This is a genomic window from Mesorhizobium sp. B2-4-14 (assembly GCF_006442155.1).
In the GTDB taxonomy this organism is placed as follows: Bacteria; Pseudomonadota; Alphaproteobacteria; order Rhizobiales; family Rhizobiaceae; genus Mesorhizobium.
Genome location: NZ_VFVA01000008.1, coordinates 13,723 through 26,891, shown reverse-complemented (window position 1 = coordinate 26,891; position 13,169 = coordinate 13,723). Strand labels below are relative to the sequence as shown.

The 13,169-nt window shown below is 65.7% G+C and carries 14 protein-coding genes; 10 read left to right on the top strand and 4 right to left on the bottom strand.

What is annotated here, in order from left to right; all coding sequences use genetic code 11:
- Positions 1–151 precede the first annotated feature (151 nt).
- The 5 genes from FJ938_RS09650 (at position 152) to FJ938_RS09630 (ending at position 3,578) form a co-directional block, all read left to right on the top strand.
- Positions 152–1,585 carry an aldehyde dehydrogenase family protein gene (locus FJ938_RS09650; protein ID WP_140693112.1) on the top strand — a complete coding sequence of 478 codons (1,434 nt, stop codon included), beginning with the start codon at positions 152–154 and terminating at the stop codon, positions 1,583–1,585.
- Positions 1,586–2,002: 417 nt separating this feature from the next.
- Complete coding sequence (locus FJ938_RS09645; protein ID WP_140611808.1) at positions 2,003–2,413, top strand: MbcA/ParS/Xre antitoxin family protein; 411 nt, start codon at positions 2,003–2,005, stop codon at positions 2,411–2,413.
- Positions 2,407–3,105, top strand: coding sequence for an RES family NAD+ phosphorylase (locus FJ938_RS09640; RefSeq protein WP_140693110.1), 699 nt, complete (start codon positions 2,407–2,409; stop codon positions 3,103–3,105). Before FJ938_RS09645 ends, FJ938_RS09640 begins: the two co-directional genes overlap by 7 nt.
- Positions 3,102–3,302 (top strand): hypothetical protein, encoded by a 201-nt coding sequence (locus FJ938_RS09635; protein ID WP_140693108.1) that lies wholly within the window; start codon positions 3,102–3,104, stop codon positions 3,300–3,302. The genes FJ938_RS09640 and FJ938_RS09635 overlap by 4 nt, the downstream gene beginning before the upstream one ends.
- 3 nt (positions 3,303–3,305) lie before the next feature.
- Positions 3,306–3,578 carry a DUF6314 family protein gene (locus tag FJ938_RS09630; RefSeq protein ID WP_140693106.1) on the top strand — a complete coding sequence of 91 codons (273 nt, stop codon included), beginning with the start codon at positions 3,306–3,308 and terminating at the stop codon, positions 3,576–3,578.
- Between the two features lie 64 nt (positions 3,579–3,642).
- Here the strand turns inward: FJ938_RS09630 and FJ938_RS09625 are convergent, their stop codons facing one another.
- The gene (locus tag FJ938_RS09625; RefSeq protein WP_140611802.1) at positions 3,643–4,092 is read right to left on the bottom strand and encodes a universal stress protein; all 450 of its coding nucleotides are present in this window, start codon (positions 4,090–4,092) and stop codon (positions 3,643–3,645) included.
- Between the two features lie 299 nt (positions 4,093–4,391).
- Here FJ938_RS09625 and FJ938_RS09620 point away from each other — a divergent pair, with 299 nt between their 5' ends.
- The 3 genes from FJ938_RS09620 (at position 4,392) to FJ938_RS09610 (ending at position 9,385) form a co-directional block, all read left to right on the top strand.
- Positions 4,392–5,522, top strand: a complete 1,131-nt coding sequence (locus FJ938_RS09620; protein ID WP_140693103.1) for an efflux RND transporter periplasmic adaptor subunit — start codon at positions 4,392–4,394, stop codon at positions 5,520–5,522.
- Positions 5,523–5,526: 4 nt separating this feature from the next.
- Entirely contained in the window at positions 5,527–8,721 is a 3,195-nt protein-coding gene (locus tag FJ938_RS09615; protein ID WP_140693100.1) for an efflux RND transporter permease subunit, read from the top strand.
- 82 nt (positions 8,722–8,803) lie between these two features.
- Complete coding sequence (locus FJ938_RS09610; RefSeq protein WP_140693097.1) at positions 8,804–9,385, top strand: histidine phosphatase family protein; 582 nt, start codon at positions 8,804–8,806, stop codon at positions 9,383–9,385.
- A gap of 6 nt (positions 9,386–9,391) precedes the next feature.
- Here the strand turns inward: FJ938_RS09610 and FJ938_RS09605 are convergent, their stop codons facing one another.
- Positions 9,392–9,793 (bottom strand): VOC family protein, encoded by a 402-nt coding sequence (locus tag FJ938_RS09605; protein ID WP_140611794.1) that lies wholly within the window; start codon positions 9,791–9,793, stop codon positions 9,392–9,394.
- A 202-nt stretch (positions 9,794–9,995) separates the two neighbouring features.
- Here FJ938_RS09605 and FJ938_RS09600 point away from each other — a divergent pair, with 202 nt between their 5' ends.
- Entirely contained in the window at positions 9,996–10,265 is a 270-nt protein-coding gene (locus tag FJ938_RS09600) for a cyclase (RefSeq protein WP_140611891.1), read from the top strand.
- A gap of 58 nt (positions 10,266–10,323) precedes the next feature.
- Here the strand turns inward: FJ938_RS09600 and FJ938_RS09595 are convergent, their stop codons facing one another.
- Entirely contained in the window at positions 10,324–11,112 is a 789-nt protein-coding gene (locus FJ938_RS09595; RefSeq protein ID WP_140693094.1) for a pseudouridine synthase, read from the bottom strand.
- Positions 11,113–11,217: 105 nt separating this feature from the next.
- Positions 11,218–12,099 (bottom strand): aldo/keto reductase family oxidoreductase, encoded by an 882-nt coding sequence (locus FJ938_RS09590; RefSeq protein ID WP_140693091.1) that lies wholly within the window; start codon positions 12,097–12,099, stop codon positions 11,218–11,220.
- Positions 12,100–12,193: 94 nt separating this feature from the next.
- On the opposite strand from FJ938_RS09590, the gene FJ938_RS09585 reads away from it, so the two are divergent.
- Positions 12,194–13,099: a LysR family transcriptional regulator gene (locus FJ938_RS09585; protein WP_140693088.1), complete on the top strand. Its 906-nt coding sequence runs from the start codon at positions 12,194–12,196 to the stop codon at positions 13,097–13,099.
- Positions 13,100–13,169 lie beyond the last annotated feature (70 nt).

Here is a 13,169-nt window from a genome sequence, read left to right as displayed (position 1 = left end):
CCGATTGCCTGGCTCAATGACTCTGGTTCAATGACTGGGCTCGCTGGCTCAACCAGTTCGGGGATTGCGTTTGACAGCGCCGTTTGCGCATCGTTATTGCAAGCCCCATATCACGGCCGGAACGGCCATGCGGCGCACCCAGGAGAAAACCATGTCACACAATCTGCAGTTCTATATCGATGGCGCGTGGGTCGATCCGGTAGTGCCCAGAACACTCGATGTGGTCGATCCGTCGAACGAGGACGTCTTCGCGCAGATCTCGCTCGGCTCCAAGGCCGATGTCGACAAGGCGGTGGCCGCCGCCAAGCGCGCCTTCAACACGTATGGCTTCACCTCGGTGGAAGAGCGGCTGGATATCCTCAACCGCGTCATTGAGGTCTACAAGAAGCGCAGCAAGGACCTGGCGCTCGCCGTGTCGCGCGAGATGGGCGCGCCCCGCCAGATGGCGCTCGACAGCCAGGTCGGCGTCGGCCAGGCGCATCTGGAAAAGATGGCCGAGGTGCTGAAGAGCTTCCAGTTCCGCCACGTCAAGGGGTCGTCGCTCATTGTCAAGGAACCGATCGGCGTCGTCGGCCTGATCACGCCGTGGAACTGGCCGCTGAACCAGATCACCTGCAAGGTCGGCCCAGCACTTGCCGCCGGCTGCACCATGGTGCTGAAGCCCTCGGAAATCGCGCCGCTCGACGCCATCATCTTCGCCGAGATCCTCGACGAAGCCGGCGTGCCGAAGGGTGTGTTCAACCTCGTCAATGGCGACGGACCGGGCGTCGGCCAGGCGCTGTCCAGCCACCCCGATGTCGACATGATGTCGTTCACCGGTTCGACGCGGGCCGGCATCCTGGTGGCCAAGGCCGCCGCCGACACGGTCAAGCGCGTGCACCAGGAGCTTGGCGGCAAGTCGGCCAACATCCTGTTTCCCGATGTCGACCTCGCCAAGGCTGTCACCAAGGGCGTCGCGGGCTGCTTCGGCAACAGCGGCCAGTCCTGCAATGCGCCCACCCGCATGTTCGTGCCCCGCGACCGTCATGACGAGGCCGCCGGCTATGCCAAGGCGGCCGCGGAGAAGTTCACCGTCGGCCCGGCCGACGGCGCCGACACAAAGCTCGGCCCGGTCGTCAGCCAGGTCCAGTTCGACAAGATCCAGGACCTGATCCAGGCCGGTATCGACGAAGGTGCGACGCTGGTGGCAGGCGGCCCCGGCCGCCCGGCCGAACTCAACCGCGGCTACTTCGTCAGGCCGACCGTGTTCGCCGACGTCACCCACGACATGCGTATCGCGCGCGAGGAGATCTTCGGGCCGGTGCTGGCGATCCTGCCCTATGACACGGTGGAACATGCGGTCGAGCAGGCCAACGACACGGTCTATGGCCTCGCCTCCTACATCCAGGCCAGGGACATTGAGAAGGCGCGTGACGTGGCCGCACGCATGCGCTCGGGCAATGTCTACATCAACTACCCGACCTGGGACGCCGGCCTGCCCTTCGGCGGCTACAAGCAGTCCGGCAATGGCCGCGAATACGCCGAATACGGCCTCGAGGATTTCCTCGAGATCAAGGGCATCGCGGGCTATGAGGCGGCTGAGTAGGCATCGAGTGCTCGTGCGGCGCTCGACTTGCCGCAAGTAGCCAATCGCCCGAGGCGGCGCTGCCCCTCATCGCCCTGCCGGCGTTCGTTGCTCGAAAAGCCAAGCAGTTGGCTTTTCGTCCGCTGCGCGGACCACGCCTCACCTCCCCGTAGTGACGGGGAGAAGGGGCTTGCCGCGACGCTGGCGCCTCTTCCTGCAACGCTGGCGATTGGCGAAATCATCCGGCCTAGCGCCCTTCTCCCCGTTGCTATACGGGGAGAAGATGCCGGCAGGCAGATGAGGGGCGGCGCCAACCTTGGGTGATTGACGGCTTCCAAAATTGCCATCATTTCCGAAGAGTTGCTCCCGATGCTTTGGGGACCACTCCTTGCCAATTGGCAGATGTATGCTATATATCTGCCAATCGGGAGCAGGAAAATGCAACTTCAGTCCATCGTCACCACACCGGCCACGGTCGGCAGCGCCATTTCGGATGAAGAGGCGGGCGCCTTGGCGCGCACCACGGTCAACCTGTTCAAGGCGTGGAACCTGACCGACCTCGAAGCTTGTATCCTGCTTGGCGGCATGTCGGCGCGGACCTGGGCGCGGTGGAAGGAGGGCGGCATCGGCAGGATCGACCGCGACCTGCGCACCCGCATGGCGCATCTGATGGGCATCCACAAGGGCCTGCGCTATCTCTTCACGGAGCCGGCGCGCGGCTATGCGTGGATCCGCAAGCCGAACGCCACTTTCGGCGGGCAGTCGGCGCTCGACCTGATGCTGCGCGGCGAAATCTCCGACCTTGCCGCCATGCGCGAATGGCTCGATGCGGAGCGTGGTGCATGGTGAGTGGGCTCGCGGTCCGGCGCCGCGTCCACTGGCCCCAGACTTTTCGGATCATCCGCTCCATCCATCCGCCGATCGACCTCTTCGAGGACATTGCCGATCCGCGCGACTGGGAGGCGCTGGCCGCCGTCGAGGAGAAGACCAATCCGCGCATAAGGCTCGAGATCGGCGATCTCGGCAAGGTGGCGGCGGCAAGGCGGGTTTCCGGTCCCGGCGCCAGCTTCGTCATGGCGCCCTTCGTGCATTGTTCGACGCTGCGGCCCGGCCGTTTCTCGGATGGCAGCTACGGCATCTACTATGCCGGCGACAGCGAGAATGTGGCGCTGGCCGAGACCATCCACCACCATCAGAACTTCATGCGCGCCACCAATGAGGATCCGGGCTGGACGGCTGACTTTCGCGTGCTCGTCGGCAGCGTCGACCGCGACCTCGATGACGTCAACGCGGTGCCCGGCGTGCTCGACCCCGACGACTACACCGCCTCGCAGGCGGAAGGGCGGGCGCTGCGGGCAGGGGGCAGCGACGGGCTGGTGTGGAACAGCGTGCGAATGCCGGACGGGCAATGCATCGGCATCTTCTGGCCCGACGTCATCACCGTGCCGGTGCAGGGCCGGCACTACAGCTACCATTGGGACGGCGGACGCGTGGATTTCGTGCGCCAGCACGATACCGGCAAGGTGCTGGCGGTGACATGATGGGCTACGGCGCCGCACAAGCATGGTTGCCGATCCCGGCTGATCCGATCGAGCGGGGAGACAGTCTGGTCGGCGACTGGAAAGTCAGCCGCACGATCATCGATTACCTGACCGGCGCGACCTACCGGTTCACTGGCGAGGTCATCGTGACGCAAGACGCCTTCATCGAGCACGGCACCATGCGGGTGGATTCGTAGGAAATGCCTGCAAGCCGACGCTACCGGCTCGAGCCGGGCGAGGGGGTGACGCGCATCCTGCACGCCGATGGCCGCGACTTCATTGAACTGGAGGCGAAAGCGGCGCAAACCGTCCGGCATCTGTGTGGCGCCGATCTCTATGCTGGGCGCTTCTTCTTTCGCGGGCAGGGCGATTGGGCCGAGGTCTGGCGCGTCAAGGGGCCACGCAAGAACTATGCGAGCCTTGGGCGGTTTTGGCGCGTCGGCGATGCGGCTCGGGCATCATACAGCCCGTGAGGCCGGCGCTTGCAAAAGTCGCGAAGCCGTCCTCACCCTGGCGATCGACATCCCGCCATTCGGATCAGCGCACCACCAGCACCGGGATCTCGGTGTAGGAGAGCACTTCCGCCGTCTGGCTGCCCAGAAGCAGCCTGCCCAGTCCGCGACGGCCATGCGAGGCCATGACGATCAGGTCGCAACCCAGGGCCTGCGACAGTTCCAGGATCGCTTCGGCGGGCCTTTTATCCTCGACATGGACAACCTCGGCGGAGACGCCGGCCGCATCGGCTGAAGCCTTGCACTTGTCGAGAACCTCCTTGCCGTATTTGCGCGCTTCCTCCTGGAAGACCGCCAATTCATCGCCCGCCGCATAGCCGGCCATGGCGCCGCCCCAGGCGAAGATCGGGAATTGTTCCGAGACGGTGACGAAGGTGACGGTGGCGCCGACACCCTTGGCCAGCGTGAGGCCGTGGGCGACGCCCTTGCCGGCCAGTGCCGATCCGTCGGTGGCGATGAGCAGATGTTTGTACATGATGATCTGACCTGTTGTGCAAGGGCCGATGCCCCTGGGGTGGCGGGAGCCCGAAAAGGGCTGATCCTGATATAGGCGCGCCGCTGAGGCCCTTACAGGGCCAGCGCGATGCGGATCAGGGCCAGGCGAGGGCATCCCGAAGCGCGTGGACATCAACTCCACGACCTTACGGATCGGTAAGGCGACGGCGATACGCCGGTAAGGTCGGCCCCGCAAGATGGCGGTCACGGGACTGTGGGTTGCCAGGGAACTCGCCGCATGTCCATCGTGGACATCCAACTGGATCGACGAGACCGAGCATGACCGCCGACCGCCGCAAGGCCTTCCGAACCCTTGGGGCCATTGCCTTAGGCTTTCTGATCCTGAGTATGGGAAGCGGGCCGGCAGTGGTTTCCGCCCTGGCGGCGGGCGCCGCCATTCCCGTTGTCGCCGATGTGGCGCGCCGGACCGATGTTCCGGTGTTCCTCCTTGGACTAGGCTCCGTCGCGCCGCTGCGCACGGTGACCGTGACCAGCCGGATCGACGGCCAGCTGGTCAAGCTCGACTTCACCGATGGTCAGGATGTGCATGCCGGCGACCTGCTTGCCGAGATCGACCCGGAGCCCCTGCAGGCGGCGCTCGGGCAGGCGCAGGCCACCAAGACGCGGGACGACGTGTCGCTGGCCAATGCCAGGCTCGACCTCGCCCGGGCGCAGACCCTGACCACCAAGGGCGTCGGCTCCACACAGGTGCTGGACACGGCAAAGGCGACCGTGGCGCAGCTCGAGGCGACCGACAAGGTCGACCAGGCCGCCATCGACATCGCGCAGATCCAGCTCGGCTTCACCCAAATACGCTCGCCGCTGGATGGACGGGTTGGCATCCACATGGTCGACGCTGGCAACATCGTCCGTGCCAGCGATACGGGCGGCATCGTCCGCATCAGCCAGATCCACCCGATCGCGGTGGATTTCTCGCTTCCGTCCGACGCCCTTCCGCGCATCCAGGCCGTGATGAAGGCAGGCAACGCCGCCGTGGTCGCGCAGGACAATGGCGGCCAGCAACTGGCCTCCGGCCGGCTGAGCGTTGTCGACAACCAGATCAACGGCGCCACCGCGACGATCAGGATACGCGCCGTCTTCGACAATGCCGACGACCGGCTGTGGCCGGGACAATTCGTCAATGTGCGCGTCCAGGCGGATCTGCAGCGCGGGGTGGTCACCGTCCCGGTGACGGCGATTGTGCGCGGTCCCGACGGGACGTATGTTTTCATCGTCGGCAAGGACAGGCACATCGTCAAACGGCCTGTGACGGTACCGTATTCGAATGCCGAGCTGGCAGTTGTCGGGAAGGACGTCCAGCCCGGCGATACCGTCGTCACCGACGGCCAATACCGCATCCAGGAGGGAGATGTGGTCGACGTCACCGGCCCGGCCCAGGCGGCGAACTAGCTCCATGAACATATCCGCGCCCTTCGTCATCCGGCCGATCGCCACCACGCTGCTGGCCATCGGGGTGACGCTGGTGGGTCTCGTCGCCTATTTCCTGCTGCCGATCGCCGGCGTGCCGCAGGTCGACATCCCGACGCTGCAGATATCTGCCCACCTGCCGGGCTCCAGCGCCGAGACGATGGCGACGACGGTCGCGGCACCGCTGGAGCGGCAGCTCGGGCTGATTTCGGGCGTGACGTCCATCAGTTCGAGCAGTTCGCTCGGCCGCACCTCGATCCAGGTCGAATTCGACCTCGACCGCACCCTCGACGGCGCCGCGCAGGATGTGCAGACCGCGATCAGCGCGGCCAGCGGCGATCTGCCGAAGGACCTCCCCAGCCCGCCGACCTATGAGAAGGCCAATCCGGCCGACGCCCAGCTGATGTCGATCGCCGTCACCTCCGCCGATCTGCCGATCGACAAGGTCGACGACTATGTCGAGAACTACCTGGCGCTGCAGCTGTCGCGGGTCACCGGCGTCGGCCTCGTCGACTTCCATGGCGAGCAGAAATCGGCGGTGCGCATCCAGGTCAACCCGTCGGCGGCGGCCGCGCTCGGGCTCAGCCTGGAGGACATCCGGTCGGCGATAGCGACAGCCAGCGTCAACGCGCCCAAGGGCACCCTGGATGGGCCTCGGCAGTCGCTGACGCTGGCCGCCACCGACCAGCTGTCCACCGCGGCGGCCTTCAACTCGGTGATCGTCGCCTATCGCAACGGCGCACCGGTCCGGGTCAGCGATATCGGCACGGCCATAGACGGCGTCGAGGATATCAGGCAGGCGGCGTGGCTCGGCAGCCAGCGCGCCGTCATCATCGACGTCCACAAGCAGCCCGGCTTCAACATCAACCAGACGGTGCAACTGATCAAGAACGTGCTGCCGGAGCTTCAGCGCACGCTGCCGCCCTCGGTCAAGATGCAGATCCTGGGCGACCGCACCCAGACAATCCGGGCTTCGGTCTCCGAGGTGCAGTTCACCATGGCGATCAGCATCGGCCTCGTCGTGCTGGTCATCTTCCTGTTCCTGCGGCATGTGCGCGCCACGCTCATTCCCAGCATCACCATTCCTGTGTCGCTGCTGTGCACCTGCGCGGCGATGTATCTGCTCGGCTACACGATCGACAACGTCTCGCTGATGGCGCTGACCATTGCGGTCGGCTTCATCATCGACGACGCCATCGTCATGGTGGAGAACATAATCCGCCACATCGAGAATGGCGAAGCGCCGCTACAGGCGGCGCTGGGCGGATCGCGCGAAATCGGCTTCACCATCATCTCGATGACGCTGTCGCTGGTCGCCGTCTTCATCCCGCTGCTTCTGATGGGTGGGCTGATCGGCCGGCTGTTCCGCGAATTCGCGGTCGCCGTCAGCATCGCCATCATGATGTCGGGCCTGATTTCGCTGACGCTGACGCCGATGATGTGCGGCCGGCTCTTGAAACCGATCGACCGCGATGCCCGCGAGAACATCGCGTCGCGGGCCCTTGAAGCAGCCTTCAATGGCATGCTGTACGTCTATGAGGTCGGCTTGCGCTGGGTGCTGCGCCACAAGCCGGTGATGTTGCTGTTCATGGCGGCGACGCTCGGCGCCACCTTCTATCTCTACCAAATCATCCCGAAGGGTTTCTTCCCGCAGCAGGACAATGGCACCATTTCCGGTTCTTCCGAGGCAGCCCAGGACATCTCCTACGACGCCATGGTGCGGCGCCAGCACGAACTGGCCAAGGTGGTGACCGCCGATCCCGATGTGCAGACCGTCTATTACTGGGTCGGCGCCAACCCGACCGTGAACAGCGGCCGGCTGATGATTGACCTCAAGCCGCTGAGCGAACGTCATGCGACGGCGACGCAGGTGATCAACCGTCTGCGCAAGGCGGCGGCCAAGGTGGAAGGCATCGCCCTGTTCGGCCAAGCCCGGCAGGACGTGCAGATCGGCGCACGGGTCAGCAAGACGCAGTACCAGTACACGCTGCAGGATCCCGATGTGAACGAGCTGTTCAAATGGGCGCCGATCATGCTGTCCAAGCTGCAGACCCTGCCCGAGTTGCAGGACGTGACGGGGGATTTGCAGGCGAGCGCGCCCAGGATGACGCTCAAGATCGACCGCGATCTGATCGGCCAGCTCGGCATCACCCCGCAGGCCGTGGACGACACGCTGTATGACGCTTTCGGCCAGCGCCAGGTGGCGACGATCTTCACCCAGCTCGACCAGCACCATGTGGTGATCGAGCTGCAGCCGCGCTTCCAGGAGGATGCGTCGGCGCTGGCGCGCCTGTTCGTGCGCTCCAGCACCAGCGGGCAGATGGTGCCGTTGTCGGCGCTGGCGCATTACGAGACGTCGGTGTCGCCGCTGACGATCAACCACCAGGATCAGTTCCCGGCGGTGACGCTGTCATTCAACCTGGCGGCCGGCCATTCGCTCGGCGACGCCATTTCAGCCATCCAGAAGCTCGAACGATCGATGATCCTGCCGCCGACGCTGACGACGCGCTACCAGGGCTCGGCCAAGGTGTTCCAGTCGTCGCTGGCCAACCAGCCCTATCTGATCCTGGCGGCGATCATCGCCGTCTATATCGTGCTCGGTATTCTCTATGAGAGCTTCGTGCACCCGCTCACCATCCTGTCGACGCTGCCGTCGGCGGGCGTCGGCGCCTTCCTGGCGCTGATGGCGCTCGGCTATGATTTCTCGCTGATCGCCCTGATCGGCGTCATCCTGCTCGTCGGCATCGTCAAGAAGAACGCGATCATGATGATCGACTTCGCGCTCGAGGGCGAGCGACGGCGGAACCTGTCGGCGGAAGATGCCATCTACGAGGCCTGCGTGCTGCGCTTCCGGCCGATCATGATGACGACGATGGCGGCGCTGCTTGGCGGCCTGCCACTGGCGCTGGGCAGCGGCGCCGGCTCCGAACTTCGCCGGCCGCTGGGCATCGCCATTGTCGGCGGCTTGCTGCTGTCGCAGTTCCTGACGCTCTACACCACGCCCGTCATCTACATCTATCTCAGCCGGTTCAGCCATCTCAGGTGGTTCTGGCGCCGCAAGGCCGATCCCGAAATCGTCGTGCCCGCCGCCGGGCCGGCGCTGGCGGCGGGCCCACGGGCGGAGATTCGGCAGATGCCGCCTCGACCGAAGCCGCACGAACGGGCGGCGAAGCGGCGCTGAAGCGGGTGTCGTTGCTGCCGGGACTTTCCCCGTGCCGTGCGGACCGCTACAGCTTGGCCCGACACAACGAAAGGCCGAGCGGATGAGCAGCGCGCTACCCCAAATCCACCTGGTCCGGCATGGCGAGACGGCGTGGAGCCTTTCGGGGCAGCACACCGGCCGCACCGACATGCCGCTGACGCCGGCCGGCGAGGCGGCCGCGCGGGCCGTGGCGGAGCGGCTGAAAGGCCTGACGTTTTCGGCCGTATGGTCGAGCCCCTCGCAGCGCGCCTACAACACCAGCGTGCTTGCCGGCTTTGGGGCGCGGAGCGTCAAGATGGACGATTTGCAGGAGTGGGATTACGGCGCCTATGAAGGGCGCACGACCAACGATATCCTGGCCGAGCGGCCCGGCTGGAACGTCTTTCGCGACGGTTGCCCGCAAGGCGAGATGGCGGCCGATGTCGGCGCCCGTGCCGACAAGATCGTCGACCGCCTGCGCAAGGCCAATGCCGACATACTGATCTTTTCCAGCGCGCATTTCCTGCGCGTGCTCGCCGCCCGCTGGCTCGGCCTGCCGCCGGAAGGCGGAGCGCTGTTCGTGCTCGACACGGCCAGCATCAGCGTGCTCGGCTACGAGCACGACCTCGGCGAGCCGGTCGCGCGCAAGTGGAACCTGAAGTAGGGCGCTCTATTTGTCGAACTTCCGGATCGCCTCGGCGGTCACGGGCGTGAAGAAATTCACCAGATTGCCGTCGGGATCGCGAAACAGCAACGAGCGGTTGCCCCAGGGCATGGTGGTCGGCTCCTGCACGGTCGTGGCCTTGATGACGTCCGACAGGCGGGCGAACTCGGCATCGACGTCGGCGACGCGGAATTCGATGATGGCGGTGTGGTTGTCGGCGGGGCGGGCGATGTCGCCGCCGAACAGCATCAAGGTGCGCGTGCTGCCGATCGCCAGCGTGCAGGCCGGCGTCGCCAGTTCGGCGAAGTCTTCGGTGTACACCGTCACCGGCATGCCGGTGATCTCGCCGTAGAAGCGCACGAGGCGCTGAACATCCGAGGTGATGATGCGGACAGAGACGAAATTCATCGCTTTGGCTCCTTGATCGCTGAAGCCGCGACCGGCTCCTGATCGATCTATAGGCCAGGCCTCCTGACAGCTTTCCGTCAGGAGACGGCCCGGCTGTCATTCATTCGCCTGTTTGCCAAAGCCAGGATTGGGGCAATAGACTGGAAGGCCCATCGCCGATCGCTTGGGCGCAACGTCAACAACAGCCTGGAAGGAATGGATGATGACGACACTGTTCGTGAGACATGCCGTGTCCGATTACAAGGCATGGCGCAAGGTCTATGACGCGTTCGCCCCGGTTCAGAAGGCCAGCGGCGTAAAGGCTGAGAGCGTCTACCAGGCGGCGGACAATCCCAACGACGTCACCGTGACCCATGACTTCGCCAGTGCCGCCGACGCGCGCGCCTTCATCGAAAATCCAAAATTGAAAGAAGCGATGGCGAGCGCCGGCGTGGTCGGCGCGCCCACCATGTGGATCACCAACAAGGCCTGATTTGGTCAGGAGCGGTTCATTGTTTCATGGAAACGCCGAATCGCTCCATTCCCTTGTTTTAACGCAATTCCAGCCTGGCGGGGGAGGCTTGTTCACCACCCACCAGCACCAATTCCTCCTGCGTCAAATGCCGCGCGGTGCCCTTGGCGAGGTCGCCCAGCGGCAGCCGGCCGATGGCGATGCGGATGAGGCGCTTGACCTCGATGCCGTGCGCTGAAAGCAGGCGGCGGATGTGTCGGTTTTTGCCTTCGTCGAGCACGATTTCCAGCCAGGCGGTGCGGCCGCCGCTGCGCAAAAGCGCGATCGAGCTCGCCGTCAGGGTCTCGCCATCGACGGTCACCCCTACGCGCAGCGCGTCCAGCATCGCGTCGTTCGGCACCATGCCGACCTGCACATGATAGGTCTTGGGCAGATGCGAAGCCGGGTCCATCAGCCGGTTGGCGAAGCGGGTGTCGTTGGTCATCAGGAGCAGGCCTTCGCTCGCCTTGTCGAGGCGGCCGACCGGCGAGACGAAGGGCAGGTCGAGCCCTTCGAGGCAGGCATAGACGGTGCCGCGCTGCTGCGGGTCGTCGCGGGTGGTGACCAGTCCGCGCGGCTTGTTGAGCATCAGGTAGACCTTGCGCTCGGCGACGACCTCTTCGCCGTCGACGCTGATCTTGTCGCGGTTCATGTCCACGCGCTGCTCGGGATCGCGCACCACCTTGCCGCCGACACGCACGCGGCCCTCGGCAATCAGCACCTGCGCCTGCGTGCGCGAGCACAGGCCGAGCTTTGAGATCGCGCGGTTCAGGCTGACGCCTGGCGGGGCGGGTCGCCCGCCGCTGTTTGGTGTTCCTGGTCGTGGCATGCCGATCGCCGGTGTTGGTGGGCCGACTGATGGCATGAGCGGCGAGGCGTGTGCAAGACATGGCGTCGCCTTCTCCCGGCAAGGGAGAAGGCGGGTCGCATTGCCTCAGGCGGCTGCTTTCTCGTTCGCGATGCCGTTCAGCACAGCAAGTGCGTCGGCCGGCAGGTCGAGGTCCGCGGCCGCCAGGTTTTCCCGGAGATGGCCGACCGAGGAGGTGCCGGGGATGAGCAGGATGTTGGGCGCGCGGCGCAGGAGCCAGGCGAGCGCCACCTGCATGGGCGTCGCGCCGAGTTTGCGAGCGACATTGGCCAGCGTGTCCGACTGCAGCGGCGTGAAGCCGCCGAGCGGGAAGAACGGCACATAGGCGATGCCGTCGGCACCAAGAGCATCGATCAGCGCGTCGTCGTTGCGGTGGGCGATGTTGTAGAGGTTCTGCACGCATACGATCGGGACGATGCGGCGCGCCTCCTCGACCTGGGCGAGGGTGACGTTGCTCAGCCCGATATGCTTGACCAGGCCCTGCCGCTGCAGTTCAGCCAGAACCGTCACTTCCTTCGCTATCGAACCTTCGGATGGTTCATGCAGGCCGTCATGGCGGCGGAAGTTGACGACCTCGATCACATCGAGGCCGAGATTGCGCATGTTATCGTGCACCGCCTGCCTGAGCTCGTCCGGCGCGAAGGCCGGAAGCCACGCGCCCTTGTCGTCGCGCCGGGCGCCGACCTTGGTGACGATGGTGAGGTTGGCGGGGTAGGGATGCAGCGCCTCGCGGATGATCTGGTTGGTGACGTGCGGGCCGTAGAAATCGCTGGTGTCGATGTGGTCGACGCCGCTGGCGATAGCCTCGCGCAGCACGGCGATCGCCGCGTCGCGGTCCTTCGGCGGGCCGAACACGCCGGGTCCGGCCAGTTGCATGGCGCCGTAGCCCAGTCGCTTCACGGTGCGGTCGCCGAGTTTGTAAGTTCCGGCCTTGCTGATGTCGGTCATGGTCTCATCTCCTTTTGGATCGGCCCAATATAGACTTCGAGCATCTGCACGATAATATGGTGCAATCGGTACACCCTGTGCGGAAGAGCGAACAATGGCGGCGGATCTCGGTGACCTCCAGGCGTTCATGGCGGTGGCGCGCGCCGGCGGCTTTCGCGAAGCGGCCCGGGTGAGCGGCGTCAGTGCCTCCAGCCTCAGCGAGACGGTGCGGCGGCTGGAGAGCGGGCTCGGCGTGCGGCTCCTCAACCGCACCACGCGCAGCGTCGCGCCCACCGAGGCCGGCGCGCGGCTGCTCGAACGGCTCGGCCCGGCACTCGGCGAGGTCGAGGCGGCGCTCGACGTGGTCAACGGCTTTCGCGGCCGTGCGGCCGGCACGCTGCGGCTCAACGTGCCGGTCGTCGCCGCGAAACTGGTACTGCCGCGCCTGTTGCCGCCCTTCCTCGCCGCCTATCCCGACATTCGGCTGGAAGTGACCGCCGAGGACAGTTTCGTCGACATACTGGCGAGCGGCTGCGATGCCGGCATCCGCTATGACGAGCGGCTGGAGCAGGACATGATCGCCGTGCCGATCGGCCCGCGCCGACAGCGTTTCGCCACCGCCGCCGCGCCAGCCTATCTCGACCGGCACGGCCGGCCCGGCCATCCGCGCGACCTGCTCGATCACGCCTGCCTGCGCGGCCGCTTCGCCAGCGGCGTGACGCCGCCCTGGGAGTTCGAGCGCGACGGCGAGGTGGTGAGCGTCGACCCGACCGGCCCGCTGCTGGTCAGCACCGGCACCGCGATGTCGCTCGCGCTCGAGGTGGCGGTCGCCGGCGGCGGTATCGTCTCGCTGTTCGAGGACTGGCTGCGTCCCTATTTCGACGACGGCAGGCTGGAACCGGTGCTGGAGCCCTGGTGGCAGGAGTTTTCAGGCCCGTTCCTCTACTATCCCGGCCGCCGCCTCATCCCGGCGCCGCTGCGCGCCTTCATCGATTTCGTCGGCACGATGCGATGGGGGTGATTACAACAGGCATGCCGCCGCATGCTTGTCTCTTCCGCCGGAGGTCAAATACCCGATGTAACACTTTGTT